Origin of the sequence: Pseudidiomarina tainanensis (assembly GCF_004214835.1) — a bacterium.
GTDB lineage: Bacteria > Pseudomonadota > Gammaproteobacteria > Enterobacterales > Alteromonadaceae > Pseudidiomarina > Pseudidiomarina tainanensis.
On sequence record NZ_PIQJ01000001.1, the window covers coordinates 60,052 to 77,712 of the forward strand.

21 protein-coding genes are annotated in these 17,661 nt (G+C 48.2%); 16 read left to right on the forward strand and 5 right to left on the reverse strand.

The annotated features are described in order from the left end of the window. Positions 1-164: 164 nt before the first annotated feature. From CWI82_RS00315 to CWI82_RS00335, 5 genes are read left to right on the forward strand one after another with little or no spacing between them, the layout of a single operon-like run. Positions 165-2,621 (forward strand): M1 family metallopeptidase, encoded by a 2,457-nt coding sequence (locus CWI82_RS00315; protein WP_130202277.1) that lies wholly within the window; start codon positions 165-167, stop codon positions 2,619-2,621. A 6-nt stretch (positions 2,622-2,627) separates the two neighbouring features. Continuing rightward, the gene (locus CWI82_RS00320) at positions 2,628-3,125 is read left to right on the forward strand and encodes a DUF6702 family protein (protein ID WP_233340162.1); all 498 of its coding nucleotides are present in this window, start codon (positions 2,628-2,630) and stop codon (positions 3,123-3,125) included. A 15-nt stretch (positions 3,126-3,140) separates the two neighbouring features. Then, positions 3,141-3,602, forward strand: a complete 462-nt coding sequence (locus tag CWI82_RS00325; protein ID WP_130202278.1) for a hypothetical protein — start codon at positions 3,141-3,143, stop codon at positions 3,600-3,602. Then, positions 3,599-4,672, forward strand: a complete 1,074-nt coding sequence (locus CWI82_RS00330) for a PQQ-dependent sugar dehydrogenase (RefSeq protein WP_130202279.1) — start codon at positions 3,599-3,601, stop codon at positions 4,670-4,672. The genes CWI82_RS00325 and CWI82_RS00330 overlap by 4 nt, the downstream gene beginning before the upstream one ends. 15 nt (positions 4,673-4,687) lie before the next feature. Then, positions 4,688-5,506 carry a S1/P1 nuclease gene (locus tag CWI82_RS00335; protein WP_130202280.1) on the forward strand — a complete coding sequence of 273 codons (819 nt, stop codon included), beginning with the start codon at positions 4,688-4,690 and terminating at the stop codon, positions 5,504-5,506. On the opposite strand, the gene CWI82_RS00340 is transcribed toward CWI82_RS00335, so the two are convergent. The 3 genes from CWI82_RS00340 to flgA form a co-directional block, all read right to left on the reverse strand. Further along, on the reverse strand, positions 5,503-5,961 hold the full coding sequence (locus tag CWI82_RS00340) for a flagella synthesis protein FlgN (protein ID WP_130202281.1): 459 nt from the start codon (positions 5,959-5,961) through the stop codon (positions 5,503-5,505). The genes CWI82_RS00335 and CWI82_RS00340 overlap by 4 nt on opposite strands. A 6-nt stretch (positions 5,962-5,967) precedes the next feature. After that, positions 5,968-6,240, reverse strand: coding sequence for a flagellar biosynthesis anti-sigma factor FlgM (gene flgM, locus CWI82_RS00345; RefSeq protein WP_165383854.1), 273 nt, complete (start codon positions 6,238-6,240; stop codon positions 5,968-5,970). Positions 6,241-6,328: 88 nt separating this feature from the next. After that, complete coding sequence (gene flgA / locus CWI82_RS00350; RefSeq protein ID WP_130202282.1) at positions 6,329-7,063, reverse strand: flagellar basal body P-ring formation chaperone FlgA; 735 nt, start codon at positions 7,061-7,063, stop codon at positions 6,329-6,331. Between the two features lie 155 nt (positions 7,064-7,218). Here flgA and flgB point away from each other — a divergent pair, with 155 nt between their 5' ends. From flgB to flgL, 11 genes are read left to right on the forward strand one after another with little or no spacing between them, the layout of a single operon-like run. Beyond that, complete coding sequence (gene flgB / locus CWI82_RS00355; RefSeq protein WP_130202283.1) at positions 7,219-7,623, forward strand: flagellar basal body rod protein FlgB; 405 nt, start codon at positions 7,219-7,221, stop codon at positions 7,621-7,623. A 12-nt stretch (positions 7,624-7,635) separates the two neighbouring features. Continuing rightward, a complete protein-coding gene (gene flgC, locus CWI82_RS00360) occupies positions 7,636-8,040 on the forward strand; it encodes a flagellar basal body rod protein FlgC (RefSeq protein WP_092858103.1) in 405 nt (134 codons plus the stop codon). A 10-nt stretch (positions 8,041-8,050) separates the two neighbouring features. Next, entirely contained in the window at positions 8,051-8,728 is a 678-nt protein-coding gene (locus CWI82_RS00365) for a flagellar hook assembly protein FlgD (RefSeq protein ID WP_092858100.1), read from the forward strand. 11 nt (positions 8,729-8,739) lie between these two features. Then, a complete protein-coding gene (flgE, locus tag CWI82_RS00370) occupies positions 8,740-9,924 on the forward strand; it encodes a flagellar hook protein FlgE (RefSeq protein WP_092858098.1) in 1,185 nt (394 codons plus the stop codon). Between the two features lie 40 nt (positions 9,925-9,964). After that, entirely contained in the window at positions 9,965-10,708 is a 744-nt protein-coding gene (locus CWI82_RS00375; protein WP_092858096.1) for a flagellar basal body rod protein FlgF, read from the forward strand. Positions 10,709-10,733: 25 nt separating this feature from the next. Next, positions 10,734-11,516, forward strand: a complete 783-nt coding sequence (gene flgG, locus CWI82_RS00380; RefSeq protein WP_092858094.1) for a flagellar basal-body rod protein FlgG — start codon at positions 10,734-10,736, stop codon at positions 11,514-11,516. Positions 11,517-11,536: 20 nt separating this feature from the next. Further along, entirely contained in the window at positions 11,537-12,199 is a 663-nt protein-coding gene (locus CWI82_RS00385; RefSeq protein ID WP_130202284.1) for a flagellar basal body L-ring protein FlgH, read from the forward strand. Positions 12,200-12,213: 14 nt separating this feature from the next. Next, entirely contained in the window at positions 12,214-13,308 is a 1,095-nt protein-coding gene (locus CWI82_RS00390) for a flagellar basal body P-ring protein FlgI (protein ID WP_092858090.1), read from the forward strand. After that, positions 13,308-13,622: a rod-binding protein gene (locus CWI82_RS00395; protein ID WP_092858088.1), complete on the forward strand. Its 315-nt coding sequence runs from the start codon at positions 13,308-13,310 to the stop codon at positions 13,620-13,622. Before CWI82_RS00390 ends, CWI82_RS00395 begins: the two co-directional genes overlap by 1 nt. Positions 13,623-13,673: 51 nt before the next feature. Continuing rightward, positions 13,674-15,278: a flagellar hook-associated protein FlgK gene (gene flgK, locus CWI82_RS00400; protein WP_130202285.1), complete on the forward strand. Its 1,605-nt coding sequence runs from the start codon at positions 13,674-13,676 to the stop codon at positions 15,276-15,278. Positions 15,279-15,301: 23 nt separating this feature from the next. Continuing rightward, positions 15,302-16,498, forward strand: a complete 1,197-nt coding sequence (flgL, locus tag CWI82_RS00405) for a flagellar hook-associated protein FlgL (RefSeq protein WP_130202286.1) — start codon at positions 15,302-15,304, stop codon at positions 16,496-16,498. A gap of 93 nt (positions 16,499-16,591) precedes the next feature. On the opposite strand, the gene fliR is transcribed toward flgL, so the two are convergent. Then, a complete protein-coding gene (gene fliR, locus CWI82_RS00410; RefSeq protein ID WP_130202287.1) occupies positions 16,592-17,371 on the reverse strand; it encodes a flagellar biosynthetic protein FliR in 780 nt (259 codons plus the stop codon). 11 nt (positions 17,372-17,382) lie between these two features. Further along, positions 17,383-17,652 (reverse strand): flagellar biosynthesis protein FliQ, encoded by a 270-nt coding sequence (fliQ, locus tag CWI82_RS00415; RefSeq protein WP_055439886.1) that lies wholly within the window; start codon positions 17,650-17,652, stop codon positions 17,383-17,385. Between the last annotated feature and the right edge of the window lie 9 nt (positions 17,653-17,661).

The window sequence follows — 17,661 nt, forward strand, 5'->3', positions numbered from 1 at the left end:
ACACTAAATGTAAAGGAGATTGTTGCACTATTTTTCTTCGACTGACAAGGTTTAAAATTGGTAAGAAAGCGACCAATTACCGATTTTTGTCCGTCAATGTAATGGAGCGATGTATCGGAACTTGCTAAAGTAGCGTCACGCGCGCTAACTAAAAGAGAACTAACATGAATAAATCGCTCATTCTGATTGCGACAGGACTTGTCGCTTCGTTTTTCATAAATATTGCTGAAGCGTCGGCTGTGTCTCAAACCAAAGGGACTTTTGTCGACAAATTCCGTCAACTTGATGAAGTGTTGCCAACTCCAAACGTCTATCGTAGTGCTGCTGGTGAGCCTGGCGAGAGTTACTGGCAACAACAAGCGGATTACACGATTAAAGTTCGCTTAGATGAAGAAAAACGCCGTATTGATGCGCAAGAAACCATCCAGTATCACAATAATTCGCCATACACGCTGAAATATATCTGGATTCAGCTTGATCAAAACATCTTCCGCTCCGATTCAATCGCTGAGCGTACTGCCACTTTTAATAGCAAACCAGACGTTAACCTTGGTGGCGTTGATAAACCCGCACGGATTACCTTGAACCAACTGCGTCGTCAGCAGTTTATGGCCGATAACGAATTAGGTTTCAGTATTAATAAAGTCGCTGATGGTCGCGGTCGTGGCTTGGAGTTTGTGGTGGTTGGTACGAATATGCGTGTTGACCTACCAAGCCCGTTGAAGCCAGGTCAAAAAACCGAGTTAGCGATTGATTTTGGTTTCAACATTGTTGAAGAAGACGCAGTAGGTGCGCGCTCTGGTTATGAACACTTCCCTGATGATGCTCGTGAAGGTGGAAACGATATTTTCTTGTTAGCACAGTGGTATCCGCGTGTTGCTGCCTTTACTGATTATGAAGCATGGACCAATAAAGAATTCTTAGGAAGTGGTGAATTTACACAAGAATTCGGTAATTTCAGCGTTGAAATTGATGTGCCGGCGGACCATATCGTTGCCTCAACAGGGGTACTTACCAACGAACGTGCGGTATTAACGCCAACGCAGCGTGAGCGTTTAGAAGACGCAAAAGATGCTGACAAGCCAGTATTCATTGTGACGCCAGAAGAAGCGTTAGAAAATGAAAAGGCGGGTTCAGATAAACGTAAAGTGTGGAAGTTTGAAGCACAAAACGTGCGTGACTTTGCATGGGCTTCATCGCGTAAATTTATTTGGGATGCACAGGGCTACGAGCAAGGTGGTGATGTCCAACCGTTGGTTATGGCCATGTCGTTCTATCCAAAAGAAGGTGGCGAGCTATGGGAAAAATATTCCACTGCATCGGTCATTCATACAATGGAAGTCTATTCACGCTTTTCATTTGATTACCCATATCCAACCTCGCAATCGGTCAATGGGCCTGTGGGTGGTATGGAATATCCGATGATTACCTTCAATGGGCCGCGCACAATTTTGCAGGATGACGGTAGTCGTACGTACTCGTTATCTGAAAAGCGCTTCCTGATTGGCGTGGTAATTCACGAAATTGGTCACATTTACTTCCCGATGGTGGTGAACTCAGACGAGCGTCAGTGGACGTGGATGGATGAAGGCTTAAATAGCTTCCTTGATGGTGTTGCCGGCCGTGAATGGGATCCAACTATTCCATGGGGCGTAGAGCCGCGTTCAATTGTTGATTATATGAAATCAACGAACCAAGTGCCGATTATGACGCAATCCGACAGCGTTCTAAATTTAGGCCCGAACGCTTATACCAAGCCTGCTGCAGCGTTAAATATTTTGCGTGAAGTGATTCTAGGACGTGAATTATTTGATTATGCATTCAAAGAGTATGCGCAGCGTTGGGCGTTTAAACGACCAACCCCTGCTGACTTTTTCCGTACCATGGAAGAAGCATCAGGCGTTGATCTTGATTGGTTCTGGCGTGGGTGGTTCTACTCCACTGATCATGTCGATATCAGCCTCGACAAGGTATATCAATTACAACTGGATACCGAAAATCCTGATATCGATTGGGAACGTCGTCGTCAAGAAGAAGCGAATAAACCGGTGTCACTATTTGTGCAGCGCAATGAAGCAGAAGGCCGTAAAACTTGGGTTGAAAAGAATCCAGATATTCGCGATTTCCATGATGAAAACGATCGTTTCACAGTAACGAACAAACAACGTAATGCGTACCAGAGCTTCTTAGATAAACTTGAGCCTTGGGAGCGTCGCGTGTTTGATCGCGCCATTGCTGAAGACAAAAACTACTATGTTTTAGACTTCAACAATGTGGGCGGTTTGGTCATGCCAATCTTGCTTCAAGTAACTTATGCAGATGGCAGCAAAGAAGACATGTATATTCCTGCTGAAATTTGGCGTCGTAATGCGAAATCTGTGAGTAAATTGATTGTTACCGATAAAGAAGTTCGTGAGTTTGCGGTTGATCCAAACTGGGAAACTGCGGATGTGGATATCGAGAACAACTATTACCCACGTCGTATCATGAAATCTCGTATTGAAGCCTTCAAATGGCAGCGCTCAACTGACCATGTTTCGCGCGACATCATGCAAGATGCGAAAACGAAACTGAAATCAGAAGAAGAAAAGTCAGACGAGAAATCGGAAGATCAGGAGTAATCAACAATGCGTCGATTGTTGTTTGCATTGTTGAGTGTGGTGACGATTGGAATGATGAGCGCGGCAAGCGCTCATCAACTTCATACCGCGAGTACCACGGTATTGTTCAATGAACGTACGGGCAATATTGAGGTCTTGCATCGATTCTTCCTGCACGATGCAGAACATGCTGTTAAGCAGCTATTTGATAAAAAAGCCGATATTCATCAACTCGATAGCACACAAGCGCAATTTAGTTCGTATGTGTTTGAACGATTTGGATTGCAAACGTTGAACGGCGAACCGCTCTCATTAAAAGCAGTGGGCTACGAAGTCGATGGCAATAACTTTTGGATTTATCAAGAAACGCCGATTGTTGATGGTTTAAAAGGTTTGCGGATTAAACACAAAGCCTTGCATGATCTTTGGCCAAGTCAGCAAAATTTAGTTAATGTTGAAGGTCTAGGCCCTATTCAAAGTGTAACCTTCCGGCAACAAGACGAGTGGCTGGAAGTTCGCTTCTAAGTCAGGAGGCATGCCATGGTGCGCATGTTCGTTGCTTTTTTATCTGCTGTTGTTGGTGCCGCATTAGTCGGCACCGTTATTCAAACCCAATTTAATCTCGCCGAAATTACTGCGCTTACGGTCGATGTTGATATGGCTATGCGCATGGATACCATCATTCACGATTTGCTTCACTTCGGGCCAGTGTTTGCGCTGATGCTTACACCAACCCTGCTCGTTGCTTTTATCGTCGCGCGTGGACTGAGTCTGTGGCGTCCGCAGTTTGAGCGTGGCTGGTTCATTATTGGTGGCGGCCTTGGCCTTGCTTGCACATTTTGGGTGGTCGATAGCCTTGCACCGATGCCAACGCTAATTGCTGCGAACCGGACGCTGGTAGGGTTTTTACTGATGAGTTCGACGGGAGCCTTTGGCGGATGGATTTTCGATAGGCTCTGGCATCCTCAGCCGCGTGAACTTGCTGAGGAGTTACCTGCATGAAACAGCTCATTTTGGCAATATCATTGTTTGTTTTGAGTGCGGTTTCTGCGCAAGCAGCAACCGTTCGCACAGAGGTGATAGCTGATAAGTTAAACTATCCATGGTCGGTCGCTGAGCTTCCAGAGGGCGGGTTTTTGGTGACAGAGCGCTCGGGGCAGTTGCTGTATGCGAGCGACAGTGGTGATAAGCAAGTCATCAAATTAGACCTGCCAGATCTTTATGCGACGGCTCAGGCGGGTTTGTTTGAAGTGTTGTTGACACCAGATTTTGTAACCTCACGCGAACTCGTTATTAGCTATTCATGCGGCACCGAAGACGCCAATAATACCTGTGTTGTGCGTACAAAACTCAGTGCACAGCCTCCATACATTGTCACTAATAGCCAGAACATCTTTACGGCGTTACCGAAAAAGGAAGGCGCCGCCCATTACGGCGCGCGCATGACTTGGCTGGCCGATAACACGCTGTTGGTCGCGCTTGGCGATGGCTTTGTTTATCGTGAGCAAGCACAAAATCTGGATAATCATTTAGGCAAAATTGTTCGCATTACACGCAATGGTAAAGCGCCAGCAGATAATCCATTTTTCCATTCGCAAGCACCAGAAATCTTTAGCTACGGTCACCGCAATGTGCAAGGTCTGATCTATGACCAAGCACGCGATTCGATCTGGCAACATGAACATGGGCCCAAAGGCGGCGATGAATTAAATAAAATTGTAAAGGGCGGGAATTATGGTTGGCCAATTGCTACGTTTGGAATTGACTACACCGGCGCAAAAGTATCGCCTTTTAGTCAACTACCTGGCGTTAAGGCCCCGTTATATCAATGGACGCCATCATTAGCGCCGGCTGGGCTGGCGTTGTATCAAGGCGACTTATTGGTCGCACACTTGGCCGGCAAAAGGTTACAGCGGCTGCGTCTTATTGATGATCAGTGGCAGTTAGAAGGTGACTATTTGCAAGAGCTGAATGCTCGTTTGCGAGCGGTTTATGTCGCGCCGTCAGGGCGTATTTTGGTGCTCACGGACAGCGCTGAGGGAAAGCTCCTACAGGTTAGTTTTGAAAATTAAGGAAGCGGACAACGTATGATGTACTTCAAATTTTTAGGTGTCGCCGCCGTGGCAATAATCATCGTGGCGGTATCAAACACTGCGACCGCTTATGGCAAGCACGGCCATAGCGCGTTCTGTCAGGCGGCGTATGAACTCGCGCAACCTCAAACCCAACAACAGATCGACAGACTGGTTGCACAACACCCAAGTTATAGTGGTTTTGGCAGTTTTTGCAGTTGGGCCGATGATATTAAAAGCGATAAAACATGGGACTGGGCGAAGCCGCACCATTATGTGAATTTTTCGCGTTCTGCAGCCAAAGTAACCGAGCAAGATTGCCCAGTACAAGGCGGTTGTGTACTGAGCGCCATTCAGCATCACTACAATGTTCTCAAACATAACCATGATGATTGGCAAGCGTTGGCATTTTTGGCACATTTCATTGGTGACTTGCATCAACCAATGCACGTGAGTTTTGCGGATGATTTAGGTGGTAACCGCGCACGATTAACCTATTTTGATCAACCAACAAATTTGCATCGGTTATGGGATACCGACATGCTACTTCGTCGTGGCGGCGAAGATACGTCAGCGAAAGCCAAGCAGCTGATTGATGGTCTATCGGTTGAAGCCGCGTTGTCGGTGACACCGGAACAAACCTTAAAGTGGGCAAATGAATCAGCTGCCATTACGCGCCGGATCTATTCAAATTATCGTGAAGGACAAGAGCTCGGTGAGGATTACACAGCACAGTGGGAGCCGGTTCTTGAACAACGGATGCAACAAGGTGCTGAGCGCTTAGCGGCAATTTTGGATGGATTATTTAGCGACGCAGCTAAAGCAAAAAATTAAGCTTTGGAATTAAGGCGCTGCGGTGTGGCGCCTTGACTACCGTCGGCGCCATACATGGCCGCACTGCCAGTGCCCGCGGCATCGCGCAGAATATTTAGCATTTGCTGGTTGTGGTGTAAGCGATGTTGGATGAGTTCGCCATTTAGGCCGTTGAGTTGTGCAATACGTTGCGTACGTTCTAATAATTGTTGCCAAATATCGCTACAACCGGCCTGTTCTGCTGCCAGTCGGGCACCCGCCGCATCATCACTAAAACCGAGCTTTTGTTGCGCGGTATGGCGTTTAGTTTCGCTCGCCTCAATTGCTTGCTGAATTGTGTGTTTCTGTACAGCGATTGATTGCAGTTTTTCACCATCAATTTGACCATCACCAAGCAGGCGTTGCTCTTGTTCTAGCAACGTTTGCAGTTGCTCTAAGCGTTCAACTTGATCGGTTAAATGTTGGTGTAAACTCATAACTGCTTAAATACCATCCGTCAGGCTTTTTAATAACGCTTCGGCAATATTGTCCGTATTCATGTTCAATTTGCCGTCACGAATGGCTTCGCGTAACTCTTCAACACGAGCCATGTTGACGTCTTGTGACGCATCTTGCGGGAGCTGACTTAAATGCGTCACCACTTCCGCTTGTTTGGCTTCACCAGCGTTGGCTTTATCAGTTTTCTGCGCTGCTTGTGAGCGACTAGAGTCTGATTGAGTGACGCTGTTAGGTGGTTGATAACCATTGATTTTCACGGGAAATCCCTCGCTATTATTGGCGTTGCTAGTTAAGTTATCGGCACCAACGCTAATTTCTTTAAGATTATTTGCACAGTTTTAACAGTTACTGCGCTGGTCGTGCGCGACCGGCTGCGGTGATTTCCACTCGCAACAATTGTTTGTTATTTAATCGAACGCGAATTATATCACCAATCGCTCCAGTATCCATGGCCTCGCCTGTTCGCGTTATTTGAAATCCGCTACCACTTGCCTCAATCAGCAATTCATCACCAAAATTCACGACGTTGGGACGCGATAACAGATTGGCCTGTAGCACGCTATGTTGCGTTAACGACCGCCGTAATTGTTGTCCAAGCGCCTGTGCTATTGCGTTGGGCGTTGCTAATAGTGCGTGGCGCGGTAACTGGCTTAAATCGCCTTGTTGAATCGAAATATCAGTGCGTTGCAGTGTGTGATTCGCCGCTAAATCGCGTGAAGCGACCAAATACTCTCCAGTGGCGATGACATTAATTTGGACATAGTGAGACGTTGGTTGCGCTAAGTCTGTGCAGCGCAACTCAACCATAGTGCGCCCAGCTAAGCGCTGTGGTTGGCGCGTAAAGTGAGCATCAATGGAGGTGCAAGTTTCCAGCGAGCTTAATACAGCTAATGGCGTAATGATGTCGAAGCGGTGGTTCGTTGTTGTCGCGGGTAGATGGTCTGCGATCAGTTTCGCAATGGCTGCGTGACCAGGCACTTTTTGTGTATCAGAAACACTGACCGCTACCGCGGGTGTGCCCCACAGTATAAGGGTGAACGTAAGCAGCAGCCAGCTTCTGATTGGCGCCTTATTTTGCATTGCAGCTCCGTATCGTCACTCTCAACAACAGCTCGAATTATAGACAGTTCTACAAGTTGGAATCGGCAGAATTGGGGGTAAAAAAAGCGCTTATTCGTTGCTTTGCCTTTACACAAGTCGCAGTACTCTGCAACGTGAACAGGAGGGTCTGCAACATGATCGATAAGTTAACCAGTGCGTTGCAATTTCAGCAACAAACGTTGGCGTTACGACAACAACGACAAGAAACTTTGGCCGGCAATATCGCCAATGCGGATACGCCGAACTTTAAAGCGAGAGATTTCGATTTTACGCAAGAGCTAAAGCGTGCAACCGCGCATCAACAGGGCGCGGTTAAATTGGCGACAACGCATGCAGGCCACCTCCCATTATCAACCAGTACCAGTACCGTTGACATGAAATATCGGGTGCCAGCGCAGAGTCGCTTAGATGGTAACACCGTGGATATGGATATGGAGCGCGCTCAATTTTTAGATAACTCGCTGCGCTATCAAGCTGATATTCAGTTTTTAGATGATCGCATCAGTGGCCTGCGTAAAGCCATGCAACCGGAACAATAAGGAAGCAACATTATGGCGATCTTTTCTATTTTAGATATCTCCGGCTCAGCGCTTACCGCGCAATCGCAACGCATGAATGTGGCCGCCAGCAACATGGCGAACGCTAATAGTGTGGCGGGACCAGATGGACAACCTTATAAAGCCAAGCAGGTAATTTTTGAGCAGCAACTGCAGGCCAACGGTGTTGGTGGTGTAAAGGTTAAAGACGTTGTGGAGTCAGAAGCGCCGGCGCGTCGCGAGTACCAACCGGGTCACCCTCTTGCCGATGAGCAAGGCTATGTGACCATGCCGAATGTCGATCCTGTTGCGGAAATGGTCAATATGATTTCTGCATCGCGGTCGTATCAAGCCAACGTGGAAGTGATGAACACCAGCAAAGACCTGTTGATGCGCACACTAACCATCGGTAAAGGCTAAGGAGAGAGCAATGAGTACGATTGATGCAAATGTATTGAATCGGATTAACCAACCCGGCGGTAACGGGCAAGTTGCTTCGAATAGCCAAGAAATGCGCGATAACTTCATGACCTTATTAGTGACCCAGTTGCGCAATCAAGATCCATTGAACCCAATGGAAAACAACGAAATGACCTCGCAGTTGGCGCAAATCAATACCGTGAGCGGCATTGAGTCGCTCAACGACACCATGCAAACCATCAACGGCCAAATGGAAGCCGCAAAAACCATGCAAGCGTCGGCCTTGATAGGTCGCGCCGTGCTCGTGCCGGGTGATCGCATTTTAGTCGGCGGCGAAGGTGAAGTTGGCGCGACACCATTTGGCCTTGAACTCAATGTGCCTGCTGAAAGTGTCAAAGTTAATATTTTCAACGCCAGTGGCATGCTGGTTCGTCGTATGGATTTAGGTAACGTTGGCTCGGGTCCGCAATCGTTCACGTGGGACGGCAAAATGGACGATGGCACAGCCGCACCAGCTGGTGCCTACAACTTTACCGTTGAAGCAACCAATGGTGATGAACAAGTCACCTCAGAGCGCTTCAACTATGCACAAGTTATCGCAGTAAGTATGACAGAAAGCGGTCCTCGCTTAGATTTGGGCGGCATTTTAGAACCCGTTCGTCTTGAAGACATTCGGCAAATTATTTAAGGAGCTCGACCATGGGTTTTTCACAAGCATTATCAGGTTTACGTGCAGCGGCAACCAATCTTGATGTAATTAGTAACAACGTTGCTAACTCGCAGGTAGTCGGCTTTAAAAGCGCGCGTGCGCAATTCTCAGACATTTATGCCAATGCTCAGGTTGGTTTAGGTGTGCGCGTTGCCGGTGTCTTTCAAGATTTTAGCGACGGTAACATTGAAACCACGAACCGTAATATGGATTTGGCCATCAGCGGTAAAGGATTTTTCCGGTTCGAAAATCAAGGCCAGATTGAATATTCTCGCAATGGTCAATTAACCATCGATAAAACCGGTTTTATTGTGAATGCGCAAGGTGCACAACTCACCGGTTACCCACAAGGCGTTGAGTTTGGCGGCCAACCTGAAGTGTTGCGCGTGCCACCGGGTGGCATTCCAGCGCAGGCATCCACTGAGTTGAAGTCGGTATTTAACTTAGATACTAGCGTGCCACTTATTGACCGCGCGACGGTACCTTTCGATCAAGCGAATCCTGATAGTTACTCCTATGCAAACTCAGTAACGCTGTACGATTCACTCGGAAATGCACACCCGAGCATGATGTATTTCACGAAAACCGCTGACAATCAGTGGGAAGTACGCATGTCTCGCGGCGGTGAGCTTGCGCCAGAAGTTGGTCAGATTGATTTTGACAGCAATGGTTTGTTGGTCGGCACCACCAATATGGATGGTTTCACATTTGTACCTGGTGACGGCGCAGCAAACATGTCGATTGCGATGGACGTAACCGGTACCACACAGTTCGCGAACGAGTTTGAGCTGACCTCCATGGAGCAAAACGGCTACATGTCAGGCACCTTGATGCAGGTTGCGGTTGCTGAAGATGGCAGCATCATTGGCACCTACTCGAACGAACAACAAGTAACTCTCGGCACTATCGCTTTGGCAAACTTCCAGAGCCTTGAAGGTTTGAAGTCAGTCGGTAATAACGCATGGATTGAGTCGAAAAACTCCGGTGTGCCAATTTTATCAGTCCCAAGTGAAGGCCAATTTGGCTCCATTATGGCTGGCGCCGTTGAAGCATCAAACGTCGATTTAACCCAAGAGTTGGTGGCCATGATTATTGCGCAGCGTAACTATCAAGCGAACGCGCAAAGTATTAAATCGCAGGATGAAGCACTACAAACCACCATGCAGTTGAAATAATTAAAGCTAGCTTAGGTAGCTAACGAAAGAGGCTTTAGCGATGGATGCCATTTTATACACGGCGATGAATGGGGCACGCCAAACACTCGATGAACAATCGGTGGTGACCCATAACTTGAGTAACGCATCAACCACGGGTTTTCGAGCGCAACTTGCGGCAGCTCGAGCGGTACCAGTGAATGGTGCTGGTGTATTGGACACGCGGGTGGCGGCAGTGACCGCCACTGGTTTGTTTGATACGTCAGCTGGTGCGATTCAAACAACCGAACGTGATTTGGATGTGGCGCTTGATCAAGCCAACTGGTTAGCGGTGCAAACGCCTGCTGGTGAGGCCTATACCAAACGTGGTGATTTGCAGATTGATGCCGACGGGCAACTCATGGTTAACGGCATGCCGGTATTAGGTGACGGTGGCCCGATTTTATTGCCATTGGGCACGCAAGTTTCAATCGGTAACGACGGTACGGTTAGCGGTATCGGTATGGGCGGTAATGCGAATGAGTTGGTTCCGCTTGACCGCATTAAACTAGTTCGTGTTGACCAGCCGAATCAGCTTCAACGCAGCGACGATGGTTGGTTTCGAACTCCGGTCGGTGCCGCGTTGCAACGTGACGAAAATGCACAACTGGTGTCTGGCGCCCTTGAGGGGAGCAACGTGAATACCATCGAAGCCATGGTGGCGATGATTGATACCCAGCGTCGTTATGACCTCAATATGAGTGTGATTACGACAGCCGATGAATCAGCGCAACAGGCGAATAGCTTGCTATCGGTGCGAGGCTAAGCACCGAGTTAAGTGGAGATAAGACATGATTAAATCGTTATGGACAGCTAAAACAGGTTTGACGGCACAACAACAACAGTTGGACGTCATCACCAATAACTTGGCTAACGTGAATACGTCGGGCTTTAAACGTTCGCGCGCTGTTTTTGAAGACTTGCTGTATCAAAACATGCGTCAGCCGGGTGCCATGAATAACGCCCAAGATAGCTTACCTTCTGGTTTGCAGGTCGGTACTGGGGTGCGCGCTGTGGCAACTGAGCGTTTACACACCCAAGGTAGCTTAAATAATACTGAAAACTCGCGTGATTTGGCGATTAGCGGTAAAGGCTATTTTCAAGTGTTGATGCCAGATGGCTCTATTGCGTACACCCGTGACGGTAGCTTTCAAGTCAACCAAGATGGACAAATGGTGACGGCGAATGGTTTTCCTCTAGAGCCAGCTATTTTTCTTCCAGCTAACGCGATGAGTGTGACCATTGGTCAAGACGGTATCGTCACCGTGACTCAACCAGGCAACACCCAGAATATGCAAGTGGGCCAAATTACTTTGGCGATGTTTATGAATGATGCAGGCCTGGAAGCGCGTGGTGGTAATTTGTACGTTGAAACCCAAGCGTCAGGCGCACCCACCGAATCACTTCCAGGTATGAATGGCGCCGGTACGTTATTTCAAGGTTTCGTTGAGGCTTCTAACGTGAACGTAGTGGAAGAAATGGTCAATATGATTCAAACCCAACGCGCTTACGAAATTAATAGCCGAGCGATTTCGAGTAGTGACGAGATGCTGGCGCGCTTAAGCCAGTTGTAAATTAGCGAGGTAGTTTGGTGATGCGCGCGGTATTTATTCTAGTTGGTGGTTTGTTTATGGTGGGGTGTAGTAGCGCGCCGCCAGAGCCAGTCGTGGTTGAGCCCTATGCCCCTGTGGTGATTCCAAAGAATGCCGAAGCCGAGCCTAACGGCGCGATTTACCAGGCTCGAAATGGTTATATTCCACTGTTTGAAGACCAACGTCCGCGTCGCTCAGGCGACATTATTACGATTGTTCTTGAAGAGCAGGTCAGCGCAACTAAAAATGCCTCGTCGCAATCGTCTCGGGCAAGCAATATCGGTATGGATTTAGAAGGCTTACCAGATGCACTGGAGCAACTCGCGGAGTACGGCTTTAACATCGGTAGCGCAAATGATTTTGCCGGCTCTGGCGCTAGCAGTGCCTCGAATCAGTTCTCCGGCATTATCACCGTGCAAGTGATGCATGTTTTACCGAACGGCAATTTACGCGTTCGCGGTGAAAAGCAAATCGCGATTAATCAAGGCACTGAATATATACGCTTTTCTGGTGTGGTGAATCCGCGCAGCATCAATGGACAAAATAGCGTGCTATCAAGTGCGGTGGCTGATGCCCGCCTTGAATACATTGGCGATGGGTATATAAACCAAGCGCAACAACAAGGTTGGTTGCAGCGGTTTTTTAACTACATCACGCCGTTCTAACGAGGGATTTTGATATGTTGCGACAGCTTATTTTGCTCGCAGTGATTACGGTGACCAGTTGCGGTACTGCTTACGCTGAGCGAATTAAAGATTTAGCCAATTTTGCAGGTGTACGCAGCAACAGTCTGGTTGGTTATGGTTTAGTTGTTGGCCTTGATGGCTCGGGTGACCAAACCATGCAAGCGCCATTTACTGGGCAAAGCATGACCAACATGCTGGCGCAGCTTGGTGTCACTATTCCGCCTGGTACCAACATGCAATTGCGCAATGTCGCCGCTGTGATGGTGACCGCAACTTTGCCCGCCTTTGCCCGTCCGGGACAACAGCTTGATGTGGTGGTTTCGTCGATTGGTAACGCCCGCAGTTTGCGTGGCGGAACGTTATTAATGACGCCACTTAAAGGTGCTGATGGGCAAGTGTATGCCTTGGCACAAGGCAACCTGTTGATTAACGGCGCTAGCGCTGAATCACAAGGTTCATCGGCGGTCATTAATCAGCAAGCCGGTGGTCGTATTTCGAATGGTGCTACCGTTGAACGTCAGGTGGCGCTTGATTTGGCCCGCATGAATCTGCAACTGAACCTCAAAGAAGCAGATTTTACCACCGCACTAAATATGGTCGACCGCATTAACAATGAGTTTGGTTATTCGGTTGCTAGCGCCATTGATGGCGGCTCAATTGAATTGCAAAGCCCTCAAGACGCCAACGATCGCGTACGATTTATGGCTCGAGTTGAAAATATCGATGTGCGCCCAGGTGCGGCCGATCCTCGTGTGGTACTCAATTCACGTACAGGTTCAGTCGTGTTAAGTGGCCCAGTGACATTGCGTCAGGCTGCAGTAGCACATGGTAATTTGTCTGTCACCATTGCCAGCCGTCCGTTTGTGAGCCAACCACCAGCACTGAGTGGCGGGGATACAGTCACTGGCACCGCAGCAGACATCACAATCGAGCAAGAAGAAGCGTCGCTACAAATGGTTGAAGGCGTTGAGCTGATGGAAGTTGTGCAAGCACTGAACAGCTTAGGTGCAACACCGAGTGATCTCATGGCTATTTTGCAGGCGTTGCAAGCCTCCGGCGCACTGCGCGCTGAATTGGAGATTATCTAATGGCGAATTCGGTGAGCTCTGTTGGGTTGGCAATCGACGCGCAGCAACTTAACGAACTTAAAAAGCAAAGTCATGCTCAGCCGCAACAAGCAGCGGCGGAAGCAGCCCGTCAATTTGAAGCCCTGTTTATTCAGCAAATGATGAAAACCATGCGCGAAGCCGGTGGCGAGTCAGAATTATTTAATAGCTCAGCGATGCGAACATACACCGACATGTTCGATCAACAACTCGCGACCGAGGTTGCCGGCAAAGGGATTGGTCTTGCGGATCAGCTGTTGCAGCAATTGCACCAAGAGCAAGGCAAAAAGCCATAAAGTTATTAGCGCTGGTGCCGATAACTTCGGTAACAGTATTAGGGAGCAGGCATGAGTATCTTTTCAATTGGTTTAAGCGGATTACGCGCAGCTCAAACAGGGCTTTATGCCACCAGTGGTAACATCAGTAACGTCAATACACCGGGCTACAATCGTGAAATTGTCCAGCTTGGCGAAAATCGCACCAGCGGTGTATTAGTCAATGGTATTGAGCGCCAATTTAACCAATTTGTCGCAACGCGTTTGAATGCTTCTAGTGGCTCGTTAGCATCACTTGAAACCTATTACAGTCAAGTGCGCCAAATTGATAACCTCCTCTCCGATGATCGCTCCGGCTTAGCGCCGGTGATGCAAGAATTCTTTAATGCACTGGGTCAAATGAACAGTAACCCGGCTGATCCCTCAGCACGTGCCGGCGTGCTTGGTACCGCCAGCACACTTGTGAGCCAATTCAAATCCTTTGATAATTATTTGCAGGATATTGAAAGTAGCGTGAATGGCGAAATAAAGTTTGAAGTGGACACGATTAACACGCTATCGCAGCAAATTAGCTCGTTAAATAAAGAAATTCTGATTGCACGCTCAGGTAACGGCGAAGCGCCAAACAGTTTATTGAACCAGCGCGATAAGATGGTTCATGATTTATCTCAGCGTATTGATGTGCGCGTGCATGAACAAAAATCAGGCTCGTATACCATTTCATTGAATAACGGTTCGCCGTTGGTTTCGGGTGACACCGCGTATCAATTGGATGCGGTGACGGATAACGCGGATCCAACCCGCATCGCGGTTTTTTATAATGACGTGGCGGGAAATCAAATTCAGCTCAAAGAGTCGACCTTTAATCGGGGCAGCTTGAGCGGCTTAATGGAGTTTCGTTCAAAAAGCCTCGACACCATGCGGAATCAACTTGGCCAAATGGTTCGAGTTTTCACCGATGCGTTTAATCAACAACACCAAGCTGGGGTTGATTTAAACCAAGATCCAGGCCAAGCCATGTTTGGCGCTGGTAATCCAATAGCCTATAGCAATTCACGCAATTCCGGTACTGGCACAGCCGCGGTTCAAATCAGTGATGCCAATGCGCTATTGGCGGCAGATTACGATATCAAGTTAACTGATACCGGCTATGAAGTACGCCGTATGGATAATGGGAAATTGGTGAATGCCACCTTTGATGGTGCCACCGATACTTTGGCCTTTAACGGGTTAGAAGTGACCATGACCGGCGCAGTGAGTCAAGGCGATAGCTTCCGAGTGCGGCCGCTGGTGAATCAAGCACAAAGCTTTGAACTGCTGTTATCCGAAGGTTCGCAATTGGCGGCGGCGCAGTCGTCAGCGAGCGGTGATAACCGCAACGGCTTAGCGTTACTTGATTTGCAGAATCAGATGCTGGTGGAAGGCAAGGGTACCTTTAACCAAGCCTACGGCACCATGGTGAGCACACTGGGTAACCAGATAAACGTAGTTCAAGCCAACTTGGCAGCGCAAGAAGGTCTGACTGAGCAATTAACGGCGCTACAACAATCCGAGTCAGGTGTGAACCTCGACGAAGAAGCAGCTAATTTGATTCGCTTCCAACAATATTATCAAGCCAACGCCAAAGTGATTGAGACCGGAACAACGATTCTCGATACCATTTTGCAATTGCGCTAACCAGACAACGCGGAGTTTAGATTATGCGAATTAGCACTCTCACTATGTACAACCAAAGCGTGTCATCGATGAATCGGCAGCAGACCGAATTCATGAAAATTGGTCAGCAAATTGCCAGTGGTAAGCGCATCGTGAACATTTCAGATGATCCGCAAGCCATGACGCAAGCGATTAACATCGGGCAGTCAAAAGCAGTTTCCAGTCAATTCAGCGATGCGCGCGTTGGTGTTCGTAATGCCCTTGCGCAAGAAGAAAGCGTTTTAAACTCGGTCAATGATGTGTATTCGCGAGCGAAAACACTCATGGTTCAGGCCTCGAGTGACACCTTATCTGATGCAGATCGCGCTTCGGTTGCGAGCGAAATTCGTGGGTTGTATGAATCGTTAGTTGGCTTGGCCAATACACGTGACGGTAATGGGCGCTATTTATTCGGCGGCTATCAAGACGACACTGCGCCGTTTGTGCGTGATGTGAATGGTAATGTCGATTACGTCGGCAATCCAAACGTGCGTGAGCAACAAGTTGATGGTGACCGACGGATGGCGATTGGTCATTCGGGTGACGAAATTTTTCGCTCGGTGCATGGCAGCGCCACTTATCTAGCTGATGCTGGCATGACTAATCAAGGCACTATGCAATTTAACGGGATTAATATCGTCGATTCTAATCACCCGGATTTTGGTCTGGCCTATGATATCGAATTTGCCGATAACGCTGGGCAAATGCAGTACCGCGTAAACGGTGGTGCATGGGCGGATTATAATGACCCAAGCGCGATTGCTTTAGGCGGTATCGAAGTGGAGTTGGAAGGAATGCCTGCCACAGGTGATACTCTTCGTGTTGCGCGCGGGCAAGACAGCAATATGGATATTTTTCGCAGCTTCGAAAAAGCCTTAGCGGTACTTGATAATCCAGCCAATACCGACGCTGAAAAAGCCCAACGGACGAATACCATGCGTACGGTGATGCGTGAGTTTGATAACGGTATGGATAATGTACTGACTACCCGCGCTGAAGTGGGCGCTCGTTTAAATGAGCTGGACGCGCTGGACACGATTGGTGGCAATCGCACCTTAGCGTACGAACAGGCATTGTCTGATTTGGTTGATTTGGACTATGTGGAAGCGGCGTCGCAATATAGTGTGCGGATGGTTGGTTTGCAGGCGGCACAAAAGGCGTTTGTGGACATGAAAGACATGAGTTTGTTTAAGTTCCTTTAAAAACAACTACGATATTAGCTATTAGATATTAGAACGGTTGTTTTGCGCTCTTCCTAATATCTAATATCCAATAGCTAATATCGCTTTTGTAGTTTACATGGCGAGGAGGACTTGCTCGACCATGTCGAGGCCGAGGCGGAATAGGCGCTGAAGATATCCGCCGAGCTCGGTTGTTAGTACCGTCATTAATATGAGACCGAGTGTTAGCGACATTGGGAAACCAACCGAGAATACGGTGAGCTGTGGCGCAGAGCGGTTCAAGATGCCAAGCGTTAGGTTCACAATGAGTAGGGCACCAAACACCGGCAATGCGAGCAAGATCCCCGAGCTAAAGACCACCAGACCGAAACGCGCGACTTGTTCAAATGCACCGGCATTCAAACCGAGTGTGCCAATCGGCAAAAACTCAAATGAACGCGCAAGAATTTCCAGCATAATTAAATGCCCATCAATCGCTAAAAACATGAGAATTGCGAAGGTATAGAACACCCGCGAAAGAATCATCGTGTTAGCGCCGCTATCAGGCGAAAAGAAGGTAGCGAAGGCGAGACCCATTTGTAGGCCGATATACTCACCTGCAGCCTGTACGGCCGCAAATACCACCTGAACCACCAAGCCAATGGTGACACCAATAATAATTTGCTCAACGATAATGCCGAAGCTGGCCCAGGAAAATAAGGGAATGTCGGGTAATGGCGGTAATATCGGCGCAATAATGACACTAAAAATGAGGGCTAAACCCAATTTGACTTGGTTGGGGATGCTGGAGTGACTGAAAACCGGCGCAATAAGTAGTAGCCCAGTAAAGCGGCAAAACGGCCACAGAAATAGGCTTATCCATTCTTGCAGTTGCGCGAAAGTCACCGTAATCATGCGCGACTCCGCTATTGAATCATCGACGGAATATTGGTGAATAGCCGTGTTGTAAAATCAATAATGAGTTGCAGCAAATAGGGGCCAATAAGCACTAAAACCGCGAGAACGCCTAGAATTTTCGGAATAAAACTCAAGGTCATTTCGTTAATCTGCGTTGCCGCTTGAAACAAGCTGATGAGCAAGCCCAGTAGCAATGCAGTGAGCAACAATGGGCCGGCAAGGTACACGCACAATAGCATGGCTTGGTAGGCAATGGTCATGACCGTTTCGGGTGTCATTATCGCCTC